Source organism: Streptomyces sp. SID13726, assembly GCF_010548375.1.
Taxonomy (GTDB): Bacteria; Actinomycetota; Actinomycetes; order Streptomycetales; family Streptomycetaceae; genus Streptomyces.
Window position 1 is genome coordinate 20,517 of record NZ_JAAGLY010000001.1, and the last position, 18,658, is coordinate 39,174.

15 protein-coding genes and 2 pseudogenes are annotated in these 18,658 nt (G+C 72.0%); 8 read left to right on the top strand and 9 right to left on the bottom strand.

The window, feature by feature from the left end; genetic code table 11:
• Positions 1–117: 117 nt before the first annotated feature.
• Complete coding sequence (locus G3I78_RS00085; RefSeq protein WP_164420626.1) at positions 118–5,085, bottom strand: ATP-dependent helicase; 4,968 nt, start codon at positions 5,083–5,085, stop codon at positions 118–120.
• Between the two features lie 408 nt (positions 5,086–5,493).
• Between G3I78_RS00085 and G3I78_RS00090 the strand changes: the two genes are divergently transcribed.
• Genes G3I78_RS00090 through G3I78_RS00100 form a run of 3 tightly spaced genes read left to right on the top strand, consistent with a single transcriptional unit; the run spans position 5,494 to position 7,393 of the window.
• Positions 5,494–6,477, top strand: coding sequence for an AraC family transcriptional regulator (locus G3I78_RS00090; protein WP_203614021.1), 984 nt, complete (start codon positions 5,494–5,496; stop codon positions 6,475–6,477).
• Entirely contained in the window at positions 6,381–7,088 is a 708-nt protein-coding gene (locus G3I78_RS00095; protein ID WP_343243641.1) for an AzlC family ABC transporter permease, read from the top strand. Before G3I78_RS00090 ends, G3I78_RS00095 begins: the two co-directional genes overlap by 97 nt.
• Positions 7,085–7,393: an AzlD domain-containing protein gene (locus G3I78_RS00100; RefSeq protein ID WP_164420628.1), complete on the top strand. Its 309-nt coding sequence runs from the start codon at positions 7,085–7,087 to the stop codon at positions 7,391–7,393. The genes G3I78_RS00095 and G3I78_RS00100 overlap by 4 nt, the downstream gene beginning before the upstream one ends.
• Before the next feature lie 22 nt (positions 7,394–7,415).
• Here the strand turns inward: G3I78_RS00100 and G3I78_RS00105 are convergent, their stop codons facing one another.
• Positions 7,416–8,333: a hypothetical protein gene (locus G3I78_RS00105; RefSeq protein ID WP_164420630.1), complete on the bottom strand. Its 918-nt coding sequence runs from the start codon at positions 8,331–8,333 to the stop codon at positions 7,416–7,418.
• 80 nt (positions 8,334–8,413) lie between these two features.
• Between G3I78_RS00105 and G3I78_RS00110 the strand changes: the two genes are divergently transcribed.
• Positions 8,414–8,608 carry a DUF3046 domain-containing protein gene (locus G3I78_RS00110; protein ID WP_164420631.1) on the top strand — a complete coding sequence of 65 codons (195 nt, stop codon included), beginning with the start codon at positions 8,414–8,416 and terminating at the stop codon, positions 8,606–8,608.
• Between the two features lie 125 nt (positions 8,609–8,733).
• Entirely contained in the window at positions 8,734–10,002 is a 1,269-nt protein-coding gene (locus G3I78_RS00115; protein ID WP_164420632.1) for an AI-2E family transporter, read from the top strand.
• A 124-nt stretch (positions 10,003–10,126) separates the two neighbouring features.
• Here the strand turns inward: G3I78_RS00115 and G3I78_RS00120 are convergent, their stop codons facing one another.
• Together G3I78_RS00120 and G3I78_RS00125 are read right to left on the bottom strand one after the other, a co-directional pair.
• Positions 10,127–10,927, bottom strand: coding sequence for a hypothetical protein (locus tag G3I78_RS00120; RefSeq protein WP_239157563.1), 801 nt, complete (start codon positions 10,925–10,927; stop codon positions 10,127–10,129).
• On the bottom strand, positions 10,927–11,295 hold the full coding sequence (locus G3I78_RS00125) for a hypothetical protein (RefSeq protein ID WP_164420633.1): 369 nt from the start codon (positions 11,293–11,295) through the stop codon (positions 10,927–10,929). Before G3I78_RS00125 ends, G3I78_RS00120 begins: the two co-directional genes overlap by 1 nt.
• Positions 11,296–11,627: 332 nt before the next feature.
• On the opposite strand from G3I78_RS00125, the gene recA reads away from it, so the two are divergent.
• The 3 genes and pseudogenes from recA to G3I78_RS51605 form a co-directional block, all read left to right on the top strand.
• Positions 11,628–12,758 (top strand): recombinase RecA, encoded by a 1,131-nt coding sequence (gene recA / locus G3I78_RS00130; protein ID WP_164420634.1) that lies wholly within the window; start codon positions 11,628–11,630, stop codon positions 12,756–12,758.
• A gap of 187 nt (positions 12,759–12,945) precedes the next feature.
• Positions 12,946–13,863: a recombination regulator RecX gene (gene recX / locus G3I78_RS00135; protein WP_239157586.1), complete on the top strand. Its 918-nt coding sequence runs from the start codon at positions 12,946–12,948 to the stop codon at positions 13,861–13,863.
• Between the two features lie 37 nt (positions 13,864–13,900).
• Positions 13,901–14,002, top strand: a pseudogene (locus tag G3I78_RS51605) (sugar ABC transporter substrate-binding protein); the annotation flags it as partial.
• A 59-nt stretch (positions 14,003–14,061) separates the two neighbouring features.
• On the opposite strand, the pseudogene G3I78_RS00145 reads toward G3I78_RS51605, so the two are convergent.
• The 5 genes and pseudogenes from G3I78_RS00145 to G3I78_RS00165 form a co-directional block, all read right to left on the bottom strand.
• Positions 14,062–14,483 (bottom strand): annotated as a pseudogene (locus tag G3I78_RS00145) (rhodanese-like domain-containing protein).
• On the bottom strand, positions 14,474–14,998 hold the full coding sequence (locus G3I78_RS00150; RefSeq protein ID WP_164420635.1) for a cysteine dioxygenase: 525 nt from the start codon (positions 14,996–14,998) through the stop codon (positions 14,474–14,476). The pseudogene G3I78_RS00145 and the gene G3I78_RS00150 overlap by 10 nt, the downstream one beginning before the upstream one ends.
• 240 nt (positions 14,999–15,238) lie before the next feature.
• A complete protein-coding gene (locus G3I78_RS00155; protein WP_164420636.1) occupies positions 15,239–16,843 on the bottom strand; it encodes an FAD-dependent monooxygenase in 1,605 nt (534 codons plus the stop codon).
• A gap of 182 nt (positions 16,844–17,025) precedes the next feature.
• Positions 17,026–17,967, bottom strand: a complete 942-nt coding sequence (locus G3I78_RS00160) for an amino acid ABC transporter permease (protein WP_164420637.1) — start codon at positions 17,965–17,967, stop codon at positions 17,026–17,028.
• Positions 17,964–18,641: an amino acid ABC transporter permease gene (locus G3I78_RS00165; protein ID WP_164420638.1), complete on the bottom strand. Its 678-nt coding sequence runs from the start codon at positions 18,639–18,641 to the stop codon at positions 17,964–17,966. Before G3I78_RS00165 ends, G3I78_RS00160 begins: the two co-directional genes overlap by 4 nt.
• Positions 18,642–18,658 lie beyond the last annotated feature (17 nt).

An 18,658-nucleotide genomic window follows, 5' to 3' on the forward strand; every position in this document is an offset into this window, starting at 1 on the left:
GCCGTTTTGGGTTCCCACTCGCACCACCCGTACTGCTTTCGTGGTCGGGTGCGGGTGGCCCCTGTGGGGGTTCTCGTCGTTGGCGGCTGCGGGGTGTCGTGGGGCGCCAGGTGGGGCTCAGGCTCGTAGCCTCAGGCCCCTTGGGGTGGCGATGAAGCCCGCTGACTCCAGGAGGGTGCCTATGGGGGACGTCAGGGCTGGGGTGCCGTTGATGCGTTCCAGGGTGACCGTGCCTAGGGAACCTGCCTTTGCGGCTTTGGCCAGGGATTCTGCCGCTGTGTGGAGGCGGGGGTCGTCGGTGGGGGTGGTGTCGGGGGTCGTGGGCCAGGCCAGGAGGGTCTTGCCGCCGCGCTCCATGTACAGGGTCAGCTCGCCGTCCACCAGGACCACCAGGGAGCCCGCCTTGCGGCCCGGTTTGTGGCCGGCGTCGGTCGGGGGGTCGGGCCAGGGGAGGGCGGCGCCGTAGGCGTTGGCGGGGTCGGCCGCCGCGAGGAGTACGGCTCGGGAGGCGTCGGCGGGGGTGGGCCTGCGGTTGCCGAAGCCGGGGGTGGGGGTGGTCTGCCAGTGCGGGGGGAGAGGGTGGGGTGGGAAGTCGCTGGGGGAGATGTATTCGTCTCGGGTCGTGGGGGAGGACGGGGGGTGCGGGGTGCCGTCGGGGTCGTGGTTGAACTGGTCCGTGGGTGGGTCGAAGGGGCCGAAGGCCTCTGTCCAGTTGAAGTCCTCGGTGGCGGTTCCGTCGGCAGGGGACGAGTCGAAGGTGCCGGGGGTGAACGGGGGCCAGTTGTCGGCGGCGGTGTTGTCCGGGGTGTCGGTCGGAGTGGGTTCGCCGCGGTCTCGGGCGTTGGACACCGCTCGGAGGCGGTCGACCGCGCCGTCCATGGCGAACTGGGCGGCGCCGAGGCCCTCGACGACGTAGCCGCGGCGGGCCTGGCCGCTCTCCTCGAAGACGGAGAGGATGCGGTACGTCGCTGAGAAGCCGCCCTCCACGCCCTCGGCGGCCACGGCTCCCCGGGTGACCACGCCGTGGCGGTCCAGGAGGGTGCGGGCGAGGGCGTGGGCGCGCACGGTGGGGTCGGAGTCGCGCTGCGGCAGCAGGGACCAGCGGCCGGCGACGGTCGGCGGGCCCGAGCGGGAGGCGGTGCGGGCGGCGGCGGTGAGGGAGCCGTAGCGGCCGCGCGGGACCGTGCGCTTGGCGCGGTGGGCGGTGGAGCCCGCGGTGCGGCCGGAGCCCAGCAGGGAGCGCATGGGGGCGAGGGTGTCGTTGGTGAGCCGGCCGGACCAGGTCAGATCCCAGACGGCGTCGGCGAGTTGGGGATCGGTGGCGTCGGGGTGGGTGGTGGCGCGGACCTGGTCGGCGATCTGGCGGAAGAACAGGCCGTAGCCGCCGGACAGGGTGTCCAGGACGGACTGGTGGAGCGCCGTCAGCTCCAGGGGGTGAGGCGGTGGCAGGAGGAGCGGGGCCGCGTCCGCCAGGTACAGGGAGACCCAGCCGTCCTTGCCGGGGAGCGCGCCGGCTCCGGCCCAGACGAGTTCCCCGGCGGAGGTGAGTTCGTCGAGCATGGCCGGGGTGTAGTTCATGACGCGGGACGGCAGGACGAGCTTCTCCAGGGCGGACGCGGGCACGGAGGCGCCCTGCAGCTGCTCGACCGCGCGCACCAGTCCGTCGACGCCGCGCAGGGAGTGGCCCCGGCCGATGTGCTGCCACTGCGGGAGGAACTGGGCGAGGGCGGGCGGCGGCACCGGTTCGAGTTCGTGGCGCAGAGCGGCCAGGGAACGGCGGCGCAGCCTGCGCAGGACTGTCGCGTCGCACCACTCCTGGCCGATGCCCGCCGGGTGGAACTCTCCCTGTACGACACGGCCGCTCGCGGCGAGACGCTGGAGCGCGCCCTCGGTGACCGCCGTGCCCAGGCCGAAGCGAGCCGCCGCCGTCGCCGAGGTGAACGGGCCGTGGGTGCGCGCGTACCGTGCGAGGAGATCGCCGAGCGGGTCTTTCACGGGCTCGGTGAAGGCCTCCGGGACACCGACGGGCAGCGCTGTGCCGAGCGCGTCGCGCAGGCGGCCCGCGTCCTCGATCGCGGACCAGTGGTCGGCGCCGGCGATACGGACCTTGATGGTGCGGCGGGCTCGGGCGAGGTCCTGCGCCCACTGCGGCTCGGCGCCCCGCTCGGCCAACTCGGCGTCCGTGAGCGGGCCGAGCAGGCGCAGGAGGTCCGCGACGCCCTCGGCGTCCTTGACGCGGCGGTCCTCGGTGCGCCACTGGAGCTCCCGCTCCAGCTCCGTCAGCACCTCGGCGTCGAGCAGTTCGCGCAGCTCCGCCTGGCCCAGCAGCTCCGCCAGCAGACGGGAGTCCAGCGAGAGGGCGGCGGCCCGGCGCTCGGCCAACGGGGAGTCGCCCTCATACAGGAACTGGGCGACGTAGCCGAAGAGGAGGGAGCGGGCGAAGGGCGAGGGCTCGGGGGTGGTGACCTCGACGAGGCGGACCTTGCGGGACTCCAGGTCGCCCATCAGCTCGACCAGTCCGGGTACGTCGAAGACGTCCTGGAGGCACTCGCGGACCGCCTCCAGGACGATCGGGAACGAGCCGAACTCGCTGGCCACCTGGAGCAGTTGGGAGGCGCGCTGGCGCTGCTGCCACAGGGGGGTGCGCTTGCCGGGGTTGCGGCGGGGGAGCAGCAGCGCGCGGGCGGCGCACTCGCGGAAGCGGGAGGCGAACAGAGCAGAACCGCCGACCTGGTCGGTGACGATCCGGTCGACCTCGCCCTTCTCGAAGACGACGTCCGCGGCGCCCACGGGGGCCTGCTCGGCGTCGTACTCCGTGCCCGCCTTCATGGGCTCCTGGTCGAGCAGGTCCAGGCTCATCAGGTCGGCGTCGGGCAGCCGTAGGACGATGCCGTCGTCGGCGTGCATGACCTGGGCGTCCATGCCGTAGCGCTCGGAGAGCTTGGCGCCGAGGGCCAGGGCCCAGGGGGCGTGCACCTGGGCGCCGAAGGGGGAGTGGACGACGACCCGCCAGTCGCCGAGTTCGTCGCGGAAGCGCTCCACGACGATGGTGCGGTCGTCCGGGACGTGGCCGCAGGCCTCGCGCTGTTCGTCGAGGTAGGACAGGACGTTGTCCGCCGCCCAGGCGTCCAGGCCCGCGGCGAGCAGGCGCAGGCGGGCGTCCTCCTTGGGCAGGGAGCCGACCTCGCGGAGGAACGCGCCCACCGCGCGGCCCAGTTCGAGCGGGCGGCCCAGCTGGTCGCCCTTCCAGAAGGGGAGCCGGCCGGGGACGCCGGGGGCGGGGGAGACCAGGACGCGGTCGCGGGTGATGTCCTCGATGCGCCAGGAGCTGGTGCCGAGCGTGAAGACGTCTCCCACGCGCGACTCGTAGACCATCTCCTCGTCCAGCTCGCCGACCCTTCCGCCGCCCTTCTTGGGGTCGGCACCGGCGAGGAAGACGCCGAAGAGGCCGCGGTCGGGGATGGTGCCGCCGGAGGTGACGGCGAGGCGCTGGGCGCCGGGGCGGCCGGTGATCGTGCCGGCGATGCGGTCCCACACCACGCGCGGGCGCAGTTCCGCGAAGGCGTCGGAGGGATAGCGGCCGGCGAGCATGTCGAGGACCGCGGTGAACGCGGACTCGGGGAGGGCGGCGAAGGGGGCCGCCCTGCGGACCGTGGCCAGGAGGTCGTCGAGCTGCCAGGTGTCCATCGACGTCATCGCCACCAGCTGCTGGGCGAGGACGTCCAAGGGGTTCGCGGGGACCCTGAGGGACTCGATGGAGCCGGTGCGCATGCGTTCCGTGACGACCGCCGCCTGGACGAGGTCGCCGCGGTACTTCGGGAAGACCACGCCGGTGGAGACGGCGCCGACCTGGTGGCCCGCGCGGCCGACGCGTTGCAGGCCGGAGGCGACGGAGGGGGGTGACTCGACCTGGATCACGAGGTCGACCGCGCCCATGTCGATGCCGAGTTCGAGGCTGGAGGTGGCCACGACGGCGGGAAGGCGGCCCGCCTTCAGGTCTTCTTCGACGAGGGCGCGCTGTTCCTTCGAGACCGAGCCGTGGTGGGCTCGGGCGATGACCTGGGGGGCGCCCTGGGCCGCGCCGGAGCCGCCCATGAGTTCGGCCGGGGCGTGGTGCTGCTCCAGGGGTTCACCGGTGGCGCGCTCGTACGCGATCTCGTTGAGGCGGTTGCAGAGGCGTTCCGCGAGGCGGCGGGAGTTCGCGAAGACGATCGTGGAGCGGTGGGACTGGACGAGGTCGGTGATGCGCTCCTCGACGTGGGGCCAGATCGAGGGGCGTTCCGCGCCTTCGTCGCCGCCGCTCTTGCCGTCGGCTACCGGGGAGCCTCCCAGTTCGCCGAGGTCCTCCACCGGGACCACCACCGAGAGGTCGAACTCCTTGCCTGACTTCGGCTGGACGATCTCCACCTTGCGCTGGGGGGAGAGGTAGCGGGCGATCTCGTCCACGGGGCGGACCGTGGCGGACAGGCCGATCCGGCGGGCCGGCTTCGGGAGCAGTTCGTCCAGGCGCTCCAGGGAGAGGGCGAGGTGGGCACCGCGCTTGGTGCCGGCGACCGCGTGCACCTCGTCGAGGATCACTGTCTCGATGCCGGTGAGGGCGTCCCGGGTCGCCGACGTCAGCATCAGGAACAGGGATTCCGGGGTGGTGATCAGGATGTCCGGGGGGCGGGTGGCGAGGGCTCGGCGCTCGGTGGCGGGGGTGTCGCCGGAGCGGATGCCTACCTTGACCTCGGGTTCGGGGAGGCCCAGGCGGACGGATTCCTGGCGGATGCCGGTGAGGGGGCTGCGGAGGTTGCGCTCCACGTCTACGGCGAGGGCCTTGAGGGGGGAGACGTAGAGGACTCGGCAGCGCTTCTTGGGGTCCGCGGGTGGGGGTGTGGAGGTCAGCTGGTCCAGGGCGGCGAGGAAGGCGGCGAGGGTTTTGCCGGAGCCGGTGGGGGCGACGACCAGTACGTCCGAGCCCTGGGCGATGGCTTGCCATGCGCCTGCCTGGGCGGTGGTGGGGGCGTCGAAGGCGCCTGTGAACCAGCCTCGGGTTGCGGGGGAGAAGCCGGTTAGGGGGTGGCGGGGTGTTGGGCTGGACATGGGTCCATCGTGCACCTTGGGTCTGACAACCGGGGGCTTCGGCGGGTTGGTGGGTGGGTGGTTGGGTGCGGGTTCGGTGGGGGCGGGCGTTTTTGCGCAGTTCCCCGCGCCCCTGAGGCCTGCGGCGGCCCGTTCGGCCCCGGTGGGGGCTTGCGTAGCGCGTGCGGGTGCGTTGTGGGTCGGGGCCGGGGTGGGGGGTATCCGTCCTCGGTCCGGCGGCTCGGTCCCTCCAGCAGTACGGGATAACGGACGCCGGCCGCTGCGGGCGGACACCCCCCACCCCGGCCCCTTCGCACCGTCGGCGGCTGCACCCACCTAGGGGCGCGGGGAACTGCGCGACCAGCCACGACTGACCCGCACCCGCCGTCCAATCGAACCCCGTGCTCCCAATGGCGTGACAATGGAGGCATGGGTTCCAGGGAGCGGGCGCGGCATTGGCGGTATGCCGAGTTGCCCGGGGTTGATCTGCTGCGGGCTCGGTATGTGCGGAAGACGTTTGTGCGGCATACGCATGAGAACTTTGTGATTGCCGCTATTGCGGGTGGGGTGGAGGTTTTTCATCATCGGGGGGCCGATCAGTACGCGGGGGCCGGGGCGCTGGCGTTGGTCAATCCCGATACGGCTCATACGGGGAGGGCCGGGGTGCCTGAGGGGTGGCGGTACGGGGCTGTCTATCCGTCGCCCGAGGTTGTCGCCGAGATCGCTGCCGAGACGACTTCGCTGCGCGGTACGCCTGGGTTCGTGAGGCCGGTGGTCGATGATCCGTATGCCGTCGGGCTGGTGCACCAGGTGCTGCGGGCGGCGGAGGAGGGGAACGCGCTGGCCGCCGACACGTTGTTGCGGGTCGCCGTGACGCGGTTGCTGCGGGTGAACGGCGGGGTGCTGCCGGAGCGGGACGTGCGGTCGGCCGGGGCCCGGGTGGCGGAGCGCGCGCGTGCCGTGCTGGAGGAGCGGATGGTCGAGCCGCCGACGCTGGAGAGGCTGGCCGTTGAGCTCGGGACCGGTCCGTTCGCGTTGCTGCGGGCGTTCCGGGGTGTCTACGGGATGCCGCCGCATGCCTGGCTGACGGATGCGCGGGTGCGGCGGGCCCAGCGGTTGCTGGACGCGGGGGACAGTCCGGCTGCTGTCGCTGTCGCGGTCGGGTTCACCGACCAGCCTCATCTGAACCGGCACTTCGCCCGGATCGTCGGTGTCCCTCCGGGGGCCTACCAGCGGGAGCGCAAGAACGTACAAGACCCGTCGGGGCGGCTCCTCGTACCGTCCGAGGCGTGGCAGAACGAACAGCTCCCCCAGATATCCATGCCGGCGGAGGAAAGCCCGACGCAGCCGTCGTACGGGACGCCCTCGGGGTCGGCGTCGCCGTCGGGCTCTCCGGGTTCGCCTTCGGGGTGACCTCGGCGGGCAGCGGGCTCACCTTGGCGCAGACCTGTGCGCTCAGCCTCCTGGTGTTCACCGGGGCCTCGCAGTTCGCGCTCGTGGGGGCGCTCGCGGCCGGCGGGAGTCCTCTCACCGCGGCCGCCGGTGCCTTCTTTCTGGGGGTGCGCAACGCGTTCTACGGGCTGCGGCTGTCGCAGTTGCTCGCTCTTCCCAAGGTGCTGCGGCCGTTCGCCGCGCAATGGGTGATCGACGAGACGACGGCGGTCTCGCTGGCGCAGCCCACGCGGCGTTCCGCGCGGATCGGGTTCGCCGTCACCGGGCTCAGCCTGTACCTCCTGTGGAATCTCACGACCCTGCTGGGTGCGCTGGGTGCCGACGCGATCGGGGACACGCGCGCGTGGGGGCTGGATGCGGCCGGGCCCGCCGTCTTTCTGGCGTTGCTCGCGCCCATGCTCAAGACCGAGACCGAGCGGACGGTGGCCGGGCTCGCCGTGATTCTCGGGCTCGGACTGCTTCCTGTGCTGCCCGCCGGGGTACCGGTGCTGGCCGCCGCGCTGGCCGCGCCCGTCGTCCTGTGGGTGCGGGGGCGGCGGGAGCGGGAGCGGGGATCGGAGGAGGCGCTGTGAACACCTGGATCGCGATCGGCGCCACCGCCCTCGGGTGCTACGCCGTCAAGCTCGCCGGGCTGCTCGTGCCCGCCGGAGTCCTTGACCGTCCTCTGGTGAAGCGTCTCGCCGCGCTGCTGCCGGTGGCTCTGCTGGCCGCGCTCACCGCGCAGCAGACCTTCGCCGACGGACGGGTGCCGGTGCTCGACGCCCGGGCCGCCGGGCTCGCCGCGGCCGCCGTCGCGCTGTTGCTGCGGGCTCCGTTTCTGCTCGTCGTCGCGGCCGCGGTCGTCGTGACGGCCGGGGTGCGGGCCCTGGGGGTGTGATCCGCGGGGTGCGCGGGTCGGCTCAGCCCACGGTGCGGCCGTACGCCCGCAAGGTGCGCAGCGCCTCCACCGTCGCGATCGGGCGGGACTCCACCGCGGCGCTCGGGGTCCAGTGGCTCCGGCGGGTCGGCCAGCCGCCGTCGTCCTGCTGCTCGGCCGCGAGGAAGTCCAGTGAGCGGGTCATCTCCTCATCGGTGAACCACGCGCGCGCGAGGGAGTCCGGTGTGCTCGCGTAGTCGTGCGGGAGGTGGGGCTCGGCCGGGCTGTCGTCGGACGGGTCCAGCACGGCCAGGCCCTGCTCGCGGACCAGGCGGCCCAGACGGTCGGCGGCGGCCTCCGCGCGTGGGCGGTCGGGGACGGCGTCGAGGAAGGTCACGGCGGCCCGGATCTCGCGGGGGTGGGACTCCCGGAGGGACTCCACCGCCTGCCAGCAGAAGTCCGTGGCCCGGAACAGCCAGGCGTGCCACACCTCGTTGGCGTGCAGGAGGCCGACCACCGGGCCGGTGCTGAGCAGCTCGCTCCGCGGGGTGTCCACGACCGGTAGGGAAGGGGCCGTGGGGTAGCCGCGCTGGGCGGGCGTGACCGCGGGGAGGGCACCGTCCGGGGCGGACACCGAGGTGAGATAGCGGCACACGCGCTCCACACGCTGTCCGCCGCAGCGTCCGACGGCGTCCAGGACCCGCAGCGCGTGACCGGTGTGCAGGGGCTGGCTGACCGGGCCGCGCAGGTCGGGCTCCAGGGCGTGGCCGTAGCCGCCGTCCGCGTTGCGGTAGGCGTCCAGGGCCGTCTCCACCGGGTCGGCGTCGCCGTGCAGGAAGTGGTACGCGAACAGGCGTTGTTCCAGCACGCGCGCGGTGAGCCAGACGAAGTGCTCGGCGCGGAAGAGCGGGGAGTGCGCCGGTGACGCCTGGGGGAGTGGGGAAGCTCCTGTTTCGGGCATGCGTCAGACCGTAGGGCGGAAAGCGGTCTCGGCAAGCGGTCCCGGCCGAGGCCCACTCTCAGGGGCGGGATACTGGAGTCATGCGGTTGACGGTCTTCTGGCAGCGGATGGCGGAACACTTCGGTCCGGGGTACGCCGACACCTTCGCGCGCGATCACGTGATGACGGAGCTCGGTGGCCGGACGGTGCACGAGGCGCTGGACTCCGGCTGGGACGCCAAGGACGTGTGGCGGGTGGTCTGCACCGTCATGAACGTTCCGGGTGAGCGGCACTGAGCGGTCGTGAACGTTCAGGGGAGAAGTGCTCTTCCGCCGTGAACATCTCACGGAACAGGCACTGACCGGTCACGAAGATCGCAGGACGGCAGCAGATTGTCAGTCCGGTGGGCGAGACTTGCTCCGTGGCACCCACTGACGAGGCCGGGCAGGCAGCCCCGCACGCATCCCCGTTCGGCACCACGCCGCCCACGCGGCCCCCGGCCGGACCCGACTCCCGCATGCCGCGCTGGCTGCCGCGCGCCATGGTGCTGGCGCTCGCCCTCATCGCCGTGTTCCAGCTCGGCAGTTGGGCCTTCCACCAGCTCATCGGGCTGCTGATCAACATCCTCATCGCGTTCTTCCTGGCCCTGGCCATCGAGCCCGCGGTGAGCAAGATGGCCGCGCGGGGCATGCGCAGGGGGCTCGCCACCTTCCTCGTCTTCTTCGCGGTGCTGATCGCGTCCGCGGGATTCGTCGTGCTGCTCGGCTCGATGCTCGCCGGACAGATCATCAAGATCGTCGAGGACTTCCCGGACTACCTCGACTCCGTCATCAGCTGGGTCAACGGCCACTTCCACACTGATCTGAAGCGGGTGGACGTCCAGGAGGGGCTGCTCCGCTCCGACTGGCTGCGCAACTACGTGCAGAACAGCGCCACCGGCGTCCTGGACGTGTCCGCGCAGGTGCTCGGCGGTCTCTTCCAGCTGTTGACCATCGGGCTGTTCTCGTTCTACTTCGCCGCCGACGGCCCCCGGCTGCGCCGCGCGATCTGCTCCGTCCTGCCGCCCGCCCGGCAGGCCGAGGTGCTGCGCGCGTGGGAGATCGCCGTCGACAAGACCGGCGGCTACATCTACTCGCGCGGTCTGATGGCGCTCGTCTCCGGAGTCGCGCACTTCATCCTGCTCCAGGCCCTCGAGGTGCCGTACGCGCCCGTGCTCGCCGTGTGGGTGGGCCTGGTCTCGCAGTTCATCCCGACCATCGGCACCTATCTCGCGGGCGCCCTGCCCATGCTGATCGCCTTCACCGTCGACCCCTGGTACGCGCTGTGGGTGCTGATCTTCGTGGTGATCTACCAGCAGTTTGAGAACTACGTGCTCCAGCCCAAGCTGACCTCGAAGACCGTCGACATCCACCCCGCGGTCGCCTTCGGCTCGGTCATCGCGGGCACCGCTCTCCTCGGTGCCGTCGGCGCCTTGATCGCCATCCCGGCGGTCGCCACGCTCCAGGCGTTCCTGGGGGCGTACGTGAAGCGGTACGCCGTCACGGACGATCCCCGGGTCCACGGCCACCGGAAGCGGGGCGAGGGGCCCTCACCGGTCACGCGCGCGCGTGCGCTGTGGGAGCGGCGGAGACAGGGGCCGGAGGACTCCGCCGACGGGGAGGGCGACGGCGGTGGCGACGGCTCTGCCTGAGGACGCCGGTTCAGGGGGTCGGAAGGTCCGACAGGAGGCTCAGCGGGTTCAGGAAGGGCGGAAGGCCCACAGAAGGCTCAGCGGGTTCAGGAGGGGCCGAAGGCTCACAGGAGGCTCAGCGGGTTCAGTAGGTGAGCACGGCCCACGCCCCGGCACCGACGACCGCCGTGACGTAGCAGCCGATCGCCGCGTACAGGAGCCGCCGCCGTAGCGTCTCGCTCCACCGTGTGCGGGACAGCAGCCAGGCCAGCGCGGGCAGGACCAGGATCGCGTGCAGGCTCACGCCGTGCAACGGCTTGAGCGGGGCGGTCGAGTGGTACGCCGCCTCTTGGTGGCCGGTGCGGGTGAGGACCACACCGCGCGCGATCATCGCGGCGCCCGAGGCGAGTGCGACGAGCAGGATCGCGAACCCGGACCGCACCGCGAGGTCCATCCCCGGCGGGCCCGAGGGCCGGTGCCGGAAGGCCGCGAGGGCGAACAGCGTCAGCAGCACCACGAGGACACCGCCGCCCACCGCCAGCGTCATCGACACCGCTGTGTCGAAGGGCGTCTCCATGTCGAGGTGTGAGGGCACCCCGCGCCACGCCTGGAGCGTGATGCCGCCGACCTCCACCACGCAGTCGGCCGCGAACACGGTGAGCAGCAGGGCGCGCGGGCGGGTGCGGACGCGGAGATACGACGTGACCCAGGTGACCGCGATCAGGGTCGCCCCGAAGGACAGCCCGAACGTCACCGGCTTGCGCCAGGAGACGGGTCCGTCCCAGGGGCCGCCGTCCACGGCGAACACCACCAGGTGCGCGAGCCCCGAGAGGATCAGGACGACTCCCGTGGCGTGGCAGAGCCGCTCCACACGACGGGCGCCGGACGGCCGTGGCAACGACGTCCGTGTCGGCACCGCGGGCGCCCGCGCCGGGACCGGCTCCATCAGGTCCGCGCTCCCTTCCGGGACAGGACGGCGGCGGCACCGGCGATCACCAGGGCGGCCAGGGCGACGAGTTCGGCGACCGTCGAGGCGATGAGCGCGGGGTCCCCCGAGGCGAGGTGGTCGCCGGTGTCCGGGGTCAGGATCGCGCCGACGCCGAGGAACAGGCCGACGCCGAGGGCGAGTCCGGCCGTCCCGGGGTTGGGGCGCCAGGCCGGCAGGCCCGCCGTCACGAGCGGGATGACGCGACCGGGCGGGACGGCGGCCGGGGGACGGGCTGCCCCGGTGCCGTGCGGCGTGCCGTGCGGAGTGGCGGGCCGGGGGATTTCTCGCGTGCTCGGCGTGCTCGGCGTGCTCGGCGTGGTCTGCATGGCTCAAGGTTCGCGAGAACGCCCCGCCCGGTCGTCGTACCGCCGAAGGCACCCGGAGTACGCCGCGGGGAGTAGCCGGAGCGGGGGCGAGAGGGTCGTCGGAACGCGTCGCAGGAAGTGGTCCGGGTGCCGCGTGGTGCGCTTGACACGAAAATCGAACATCCATTCTTATGGAAGCGCCGGTGAAGCCGACGGCGGGCGTTTCGACATGGTTTGCATGGAGAAGCGCCTGAGTTATCCACAGGCCGGACGGGCGTCGGGGCGCATTGTCAGTGGCAGGCGTTAGCGTCTTTGACGTGAAGCGATCGACTCAAGCAAATCGGGTGGAACCCATGGCAGGAACCGACCGCGAGAAGGCGCTCGACGCCGCGCTCGCACAGATTGAACGGCAGTTCGGCAAGGGCGCGGTCATGCGCATGGGCGAGCGGCCGAACGAGCCCATCGAGGTCATCCCCACCGGGTCGACCGCGCTCGACGTCGCGCTCGGCGTCGGCGGCATCCCGCGCGGCCGAGTGGTGGAGGTGTACGGACCGGAGTCCTCCGGCAAGACGACCCTGACCCTGCACGCGGTGGCCAACGCCCAGCGAGCCGGCGGCCAGGTGGCCTTCGTGGACGCGGAGCACGCCCTCGACCCCGAGTACGCGCGCAAGCTCGGCGTCGACGTCGACAACCTCATCCTGTCCCAGCCGGACAACGGCGAGCAGGCCCTGGAGATCGTGGACATGCTGGTCCGCTCCGGCGCCCTCGACCTCATCGTCATCGACTCCGTCGCGGCGCTCGTCCCGCGCGCGGAGATCGAGGGCGAGATGGGCGACAGCCACGTCGGTCTCCAGGCCCGACTGATGAGCCAGGCCCTGCGGAAGATCACCAGCGCGCTCAACCAGTCCAAGACCACGGCGATCTTCATCAACCAGCTGCGCGAGAAGATCGGCGTGATGTTCGGCTCGCCGGAGACCACGACCGGTGGTCGCGCGCTGAAGTTCTACGCCTCGGTGCGCATGGACATCCGCCGTATCGAGACCCTGAAGGACGGCACCGACGCGGTCGGCAACCGCACCCGCGTCAAGGTCGTCAAGAACAAGGTCGCGCCGCCCTTCAAGCAGGCCGAGTTCGACATCCTCTACGGCCAGGGCATCAGCCGCGAGGGCGGTCTGATCGACATGGGCGTGGAGCACGGCTTCGTGCGCAAGGCCGGTGCCTGGTACACGTACGAGGGCGACCAGCTCGGCCAGGGCAAGGAGAACGCGCGCAACTTCCTGAAGGACAACCCCGACCTGGCCAACGAGATCGAGAAGAAGATCAAGGAGAAGCTGGGCGTCGGCGTGCGTCCGCAGGAGCCTGCCGCCGAGCCGGGAGCGGACGCCGCGGTCTCCGCCGCACCGGCCGCCGACGACGCCGCGAAGGTGCCGGGTCCGGCTGCCGCGAAGGCGACGAAGGCCAAGGCTCCGGCGGCCAAGAGCTGATCCTGTGACACGGCGAACCGACTGGGCCGAGTACGAGGACGCTCCGCTGGGGCGGGGCGCAGAGGGCGACGGGGGTTCTGCCGGGCCGGGCGGCGACGGGGTCGGGGACGACGCGGGGCAGGGAGCGGACGGGGGACACGGCCGCTCCGCGCGACGCGGCGCGGGACGACGCCAAGGCGACGGGCCGATGGGCGGCTTGGACGGTACGGGAGGCACGGACGGGGGATTCGGCCGTGCGCTGATGTACGGCGACGGTCGGCCCTACCGGGTCGGTCGCTCCGCCGGTGGCGGTGAGGCGGACGGCGACGGTCCCCCGTACGGCGACCGCTCGTCGTACGGCGGCGGCCCCTCATACGGCGACAGTCCGTCGTACGGCGATGGTGAGTCGTACCGCGATGGTGAGGTGTACGGCGATACAGGGGCGCTGCGTGGGTCCGGGGCGGTCGGCCGGGGATCGCGTGGTGGTGCGAGCGGTGCCCGTGCCGCGGGCGGTTCCCGGGGGCGTCGGCAGCGTCGGCGTGGCTTCGGGGAGTCGTCCGGTGAGCCGTCGCCCGAGGACGGAGGCGGTCCCTCCTCGTCGAGGGCCGAGAAGGGGGAGCCTCCGGCGGACCCGGTGGAGCGGGCGCGGGCGATCTGTCTGCGTCTGCTCACCGGGACCCCGCGCACGCGGAAGCAGCTCGCCGACGCCCTGCGCAAGCGGGAGATCCCGGACGAGGCCGCGGAGGAGGTGCTGTCGCGGTTCGAGGAGGTCGGGCTGATCAACGACAGCGCGTTCGCGGAGGCCTGGGTGGAGTCCCGGCACCACGGGCGGGGGCTCGCGCGGCGGGCGCTCGCCCAGGAGCTGCGGACCAAGGGAGTCGACTCCACGCTCATCGACGAGGCCGTCTCGCAGCTCGACTCCGATCAGGAGGAGGCGACGGCTCGGGAACTCGTCGACCGCAAGCTGCGTGCCACGCGGGGACTCGACCGCGACAAGCGCCTGCGCCGCCTCGCGGGCATGCTCGCGCGCAAGGGGTACTCCGAGGGGATGGCCCTACGGGTGGTCCGGCAGGCGTTGGAGCGGGAGGGCGAGGAGACGGAGTTCCTCGGCGACGAGGGGTACTGAGATGGACGAGGGGTACTGAGGAGAGGGAGTCGGCGGGGCCGGTGCCGAGGGCGTCAGGATCGTGACGGTCAACGGCACCGACGAGGGGCTCGCGGCGATCGAGGACGGCCGGTTCGCTGCCGCCGTCGCCAACTCCGCCGCGGACACGGCCCCGCTCTACTGCACTTCCGGCATCGGCTGACGACCCGGCACCGGGCGTCAGATGGCGACCGGCAGCCCCGTCGCCCTCCACGCCTGGAAGCCGCCCACCAGATCCGTGCCCGGTGCAGGCCCAGCCGGTGCAGGGACTCCGCCGCGAGGCTGGAGGCGTAGCCCTCGTCGCAGACCACCACGACCCGCAGATCGTGGCCCGTGGCCTCGGGGAGGCGGTGGCTGCCCCGCGGGTCGAGGCGCCACTCCAGTTCGTTGCGCTCGACGACCAGCGCGCCGGGGATCAGCCCGTCCCGCTCGCGCAGGGCCGCGTACCGGATGTCGACGAGGAGAGCCGCACCGGTCAGCGCGGCCTCGTACGCCTCCCGTGGTCCGATCCGCTCGTAGCCCGCGCGCACCCGCTCCAGCAACTCGTCGATGCCGGGCGGCTGTTGAGTCGTAGGGCTGACAGGCCGCGCGCTCACTGCCAGTCCTCCGGCCGCTCCACGTGCTCCAGGCGCAGGACCTGGCCCGTGCGGCTGTAGCGGCGGATCTGGGGGAGGGGCGGGTAGTAGGCGTGGACGGAGATCGCGTGGTGGTCGGTGGACTCGTTGAGGACTTCGTGGACGTGGTGCTGTCCGAAGGAGCGGCCCTTGCCGGCAGACAGGCGGCGCTCGCGGTCCACGTCCTCGGAGAGTTCGAGGGTCTTCCAGCCGTCGGCGGGCAGCCGGGCGGCGAGGGAGTTCTCCTTGAGCTCGCCGGCGGCGGTGGTGAACGCGCCGATCGACTCGGCGTGGTCGTGCCAGCCGGTGCCCGTGCCGGGCGGCCAGCCGATCAGCCAGGCCTCGCTGCCGCCGGGACCCTCCAGGCGCACCCAGGTGCGGCCCTCGGGGTCGAGCGGCAGGGAGTCGATCAGCTCGGTGTCGGCGGCGGTCCGCCGTACGAAGTCGAGGAGTTCGGCCTGAGTGGGCGGCGAGACGGTGGAGAGAGCGGGGGAGACAGACACGGATACCGTCCTGAGAAGAGTTCGCGGGACCGCGCCACCGCACAGCGGCGGTACGCGGGAAGGAGAAGAGGCGAATTCAGCAGGACGGGCGACACACGCAGCCCGCATAGCGGACGAGGTCCATATGGACCCTCCGCCACAGGCGCACACAGGTGTCGGTCACGATCCGGAGTACACCATGTCGGCGACGGCCGTTTCAACTCACCGTCACTATGTGGACGCACAGCGACGGTGAGCACATCAGCGCGAACCGGCCCCCGCGCTCGCCTCGGCCTTGGCCGGAGGCCCGCCGAGCGCCGTCTCCGCCGCCGAGTACAGGTCCGCCGGGCGGACCCCGCTCAGGGCCGTCACCAGGTGACCGTCGGGCCGTACGAGAAGGACCGTGTGCGGGGCCGCGCCCGGGTACTCCTCGGCCACCAGCAGCTCGGCGGAGTGCGGCAGCGCGGTCACCGCGGCGGCCAGCCGGGGCATGATTCCGGCGGTCACCCAGTGCTTTCGCTCCCACACCCCGGTGCCCGGCGCGACCAGGAGGACGAGCAGCGCGCCCCGGCCCAGGCGGTCGTGCAGGCGTACGAACGAGCCGTCCTCGGCGGTGACCCGGACATCCGCGACCGAGGCCCCCGGGGGTGTGTCGACGGGCACCTCTCCTTCGAGGTGCCGGGGGGCGAGGGGTGAGTCGGCGTACGCCCCCGGCGCACCGAGGAGGCCGCGCCCCAGGTGACCGTCCGTGAGCAACGCGTCATGGCCGCGGCCCGAGCCCGGGACCACCGCGCGCAGACCCCCGCCGCCGCGTAGCAGCGGCAGCGCCTGGTCGGCCGCGCGCAGCCGTCCGGCGACGGCCGCGCGCCGCTCGGCCTGGTAACTGTCGAGAAGTGCCTCGTGCGCCCCGTGGTGCCACGCCAGGGACAGCTTCCAGGCGAGGTTGTCGGCGTCCCTGAGGCCCTCGTCGAGGCCCTGGGTGCCGAGCGCCCCGAGGCAGTGCGCCGAGTCCCCGGCGAGGAAGACGCGGCCCGCGCGCCAACGGCGGGCCAGCCGGTGGTGCACGGTGTGGACCCCGGTGTCGAGGAGTTCGTACGACGGCGTCGGGCCGCCGGTCCAGCCCGCCAGGGTCTCCCGGACGCGGGCCACGAGGAGTTCGGGTGTGACCAGGTCCTTGCCGGGCGGCAGCAGCCAGTCCAGGCGCCACACCCCGTCGGGAAGCGGGCGGGCGGTGACCTCCCCGGCCGACGCCCCGGACGTCCGCCACGGCGGCATCCGGTGCAGCAACGCCTGGTCCTCCCAAGGGAGTTCGGTACGCAGGGCGGCGACCGCGTGGCGCTCCACCGCCGTACGGCCCGGGAAGCGGATGTCCTGGAGCTTGCGTACCGTGGAGCGCGGGCCGTCGCAGCCGACCAGGTAACTCCCGCGCCACCAGGTGCCCTTGGGGCCGCGAGTGTGGGCGGTGACGCCCGAGGGCTCCTGCTCGATGCCGTCGAGCCTGCTGTCCGCGGTGATCCTCACCAGCCGCTCGCCGGCGAGGGCGGCGCGCAGGGCGTTCGTCAGGACGTGCTGGGCGAGGTGCAGGGGAGCGTCCGCGGTCTCCGCGAACTCGACCTCGCGCATCACCTGCTTGCGGCGCATGGACCGCCATCCGGCCCAGTGCACCCCCAGCTCGGCGAGCGGCACCCCGGTCAGCCGGGCCATGAGGGCGGCGGTGTCCTCGTGCAGTACGGCGGTGCGGGCCAGGCGGGGTTCGTCCTTGCCGGGTCCCTCGTCGAGGATCACGGAGGGGACCTCCTGACGCGCCAGCGCCAGGGCGAGCGTGAGCCCGACGGGCCCCGCTCCGACGATGATCACCGGGTCCACGGCGCGGCGCCCCCTGACCGCGGCGGAGTCCCGAGGGACGTATGTGAACAGGAGGTTGGAGCAGGGTGCACGATCACAGAACGTATGCAACCCATTGCCGGTGCTTGCGTCAAGTGACGGAGGGCAGTGGCGATCATGCCACTGCCCTCCGTGCCCCTCAAGCCACTTGACTGTGCATCAGATCATCGGGGCGGCTTGTCGGTGAAGGTGAATCCGCTCGGGCCGCCGCCCTCACCGCCGGTCCCGAAGGTGCCGCCCACCGCCGCCGGGTTGATCTCCGTGTCCTCGCCCAGCACCGCGCCCGTGCTCTTCTTGCTGCGCCGCAGCCTCTGCTCCAGCCAGCTCGCGAAGCTGGTGAGGATGAAGTTCACGATGATGTAGATGATCGCGACCACGATGAAGCTGGGGATGACGTTGGCGTAGTTGGCCGCCAGCGTCTGACGCCCGTTGAGCAGCTCGGTGAAGCCCAGCATCACGCCGCCCAGCGCGGTGTCCTTCACGATGACGACCAGCTGGCTGACGATCGCCGGCAGCATCGCGGTGACCGCCTGCGGGAGCAGGATGTTGGTCATCGTCTGGCCCTTGCGTAGGCCGACCGCGTAGGCCGCCTCCGTCTGTCCTCGGGGCAGCGAGAGGATGCCGGCCCGGACGACCTCGGCGAGCACCGAGGCGTTGTAGAGCACCAGGCCGGTGACGACGGCGTACAGGGGGCGTTCCTCGCTGCTGATGTTCAGGGAGGAGCGGACGTAGAGCTCGTTGGCGAACAGCATCAGCAACAGGACCGGGATGGCCCGGAAGAACTCGACCACCGTGCCGGCCGCACCGCGCACCCAGGCGTGGTCGGACATCCGCGCGATGCCGAAGACCGCGCCCAGGGGCAGGGCGATGACCATGGAGATCGCCGCGGCCTTCAGGGTGTTGCCCAGACCGGGCAGCAGGTAGGTGGTCCAGGCCTCGCCCGTGGTGAAGGGCTGCCAGAGGTCCCACTCCAGCTGCTTCTTGTCGTCCATCGTCCGCCACACCCACCACAGCAGGAGGGCGAGCAGGAGGACGAAGACGACCGACAGGAGGACGTTGCGCCGTTTGGCGCGGGGTCCCGGAGTGTCGTAGAGGACCGAGCTCATCGCTTCACCGCCAGTCGCTTGCTCAGCCAGCCCAGGAAGAGGCCGGTGGGCAGGGTCAGCACCACGAAACCGAAGGCGAAGACCGCGCCGATGAGCAGTGTCTGTGCCTCGTTCTCGATCATTGTCTTCATCAGGTACGCGGCCTCGGCCACGCCGATCGCGGCCGCCACCGTGGTGTTCTTCGTCAGCGCGATCAGGACGTTGGCCAGCGGGCCGATGACCGAGCGGAAGGCCTGCGGCAGCACGATGAGGCGCAGGGTCTGGCTGAAGTTGAGCCCGATCGCGCGGGCCGCCTCGGCCTGGCCGAGCGGCACCGTGTTGATGCCGGAGCGGATCGCCTCACAGACGAACGCGGCGGTGTAGGCGATGAAACCGAGGATGGCCAGCCGGAAGCTCATGACCTTCACGTCGTCGCCCGCGCCCAGCGTGATGCGGAAGATGTCGGCGAGGCCGAGAGAGGTGAAGACGATGATGACCGTCAGAGGGATGTTCCGGACGATGTTGACGTAGGCGGTGCCGAACCCGCGCATCAGTGGGACGGGGCTGACCCGCATCGCGGCCAGCAGGGTCCCCCAGATGAGGGAGCCGATGCCGGAGAAGAAGGTCAGCTTCACCGTCATCCAGAAGGCGCCCCACAGACTCGGGTCGTCATAGTCTGAAATAAAGTCGAACACGATCTCCCGCGCTTCCG

What these genes read in the sequence shown, in the direction of transcription:
- G3I78_RS00085 (WP_164420626.1), bottom strand. Translation starts at nt 5,085, where the DNA reads ATGTCCAGCCCAACACCCCGCCACCCCCTAACCGGCTTCTCCCCCGCA.
- G3I78_RS00090 (WP_203614021.1), top strand. Translation starts at nt 5,494, where the DNA reads ATGGGTTCCAGGGAGCGGGCGCGGCATTGGCGGTATGCCGAGTTGCCC.
- G3I78_RS00105 (WP_164420630.1), bottom strand. Translation starts at nt 8,333, where the DNA reads ATGCCCGAAACAGGAGCTTCCCCACTCCCCCAGGCGTCACCGGCGCAC.
- G3I78_RS00110 (WP_164420631.1), top strand. Translation starts at nt 8,414, where the DNA reads ATGCGGTTGACGGTCTTCTGGCAGCGGATGGCGGAACACTTCGGTCCG.
- G3I78_RS00120 (WP_239157563.1), bottom strand. Translation starts at nt 10,927, where the DNA reads ATGGAGCCGGTCCCGGCGCGGGCGCCCGCGGTGCCGACACGGACGTCG.
- G3I78_RS00125 (WP_164420633.1), bottom strand. Translation starts at nt 11,295, where the DNA reads ATGCAGACCACGCCGAGCACGCCGAGCACGCCGAGCACGCGAGAAATC.
- recA (WP_164420634.1), top strand. Translation starts at nt 11,628, where the DNA reads ATGGCAGGAACCGACCGCGAGAAGGCGCTCGACGCCGCGCTCGCACAG.
- recX (WP_239157586.1), top strand. Translation starts at nt 12,946, where the DNA reads ATGGGCGGCTTGGACGGTACGGGAGGCACGGACGGGGGATTCGGCCGT.
- G3I78_RS00160 (WP_164420637.1), bottom strand. Translation starts at nt 17,967, where the DNA reads ATGAGCTCGGTCCTCTACGACACTCCGGGACCCCGCGCCAAACGGCGC.